Source organism: Oleiphilus sp. HI0117, assembly GCF_001635235.1.
Map to the genome: position 1 here is coordinate 1 of NZ_LWGA01001421.1, position 995 is coordinate 995.

Sequence of the window (995 nt, forward strand, 5' to 3'; positions counted from 1 at the left end):
AATAAACGTTCTAGTTCATTGTCAGTCATCTCTATTGGAAGTGGCCAGGTTAGCCCAACATCAACCGCTCTTTTTCCATAAGTGGAAACAGTGCCTACGCCGATTCCTAAGCTGCGGGCAATATTTCGATGACTCAGTTTTGCCTCGAGTTTGAGGCGGAGAATATCTTTAATGTGTCGCATTGCTAATCTCTTGTTTGGCATCGTACTCTCGGCTTAAAAGCGCTAAGAATAACGTGCTCGACAAATTGAGTTTCAATGCATGGAAGGAGTTTGTGATTGATGGTGATCAGTCGTTGCGATTACTCGATCACCGTTTGCGATAACAGCTAAAAGTGAGTCATTTTGAATCGCAATGAGTGATCACGTTCCGTCGCAACAGGTGATCACTTTGAATCGCAACGAGCGATCAGGTTCGCGCGGAATACGCAATCAGGCACAAAATCAGTGATACTTACACTCAAATGGTAATCCTCCCATTTTTAACCGAAGCTAAAAGTAGAAGTTATGCAGCCATTAACGGTGGCCTGCCTCCGTTAGCTTTATGTGGCCTTTCATGATTGTAAAACCATAACCAGTTTGTTGCATAGTCTTGGACCTCTTCAAGCGTTTCAAAAAGATGTTTGCTGAGCCAGCTATAACGAATGGTCCTGTTTGCGCGTTCGATATAAGCATTCTGTTGTGGCTTGCCAGGCTGAATATATTCAATCCGAATATCATGATTCTTTGCCCATGAGACAAACTCATGACTGATAAACTCAGGCCCATTATCGCATCGAATAGCTATCGGCTTGGAACGCCATTCAAGCAACTGGTTGAGTACACGAGTGACTCTCATCGTAGGCAAAGAGAAGCCTGCTTCAATCGCAATGCCTTCACGTCGATAATCATCAATCACATTAAACAGACGAAATTTACGTCCATCGGCCAATTGATCATGCATAAAATCCATAGACCAAATTTGGTTGGCTCGAATCGGTTCTTTCAATGGCTCTG

1 protein-coding gene and 1 pseudogene are annotated in these 995 nt (G+C 43.5%); both read right to left on the minus strand.

The window, feature by feature from the left end; translation table 11 throughout:
• Positions 1-182, minus strand: a pseudogene (locus A3757_RS23950) (sigma-70 family RNA polymerase sigma factor); the annotation flags it as partial.
• Positions 183-504: 322 nt separating this feature from the next.
• A partial coding sequence (locus A3757_RS23955; protein ID WP_156506544.1) for an IS3 family transposase occupies positions 505-995 on the minus strand: 491 nt, incomplete at its 5' end.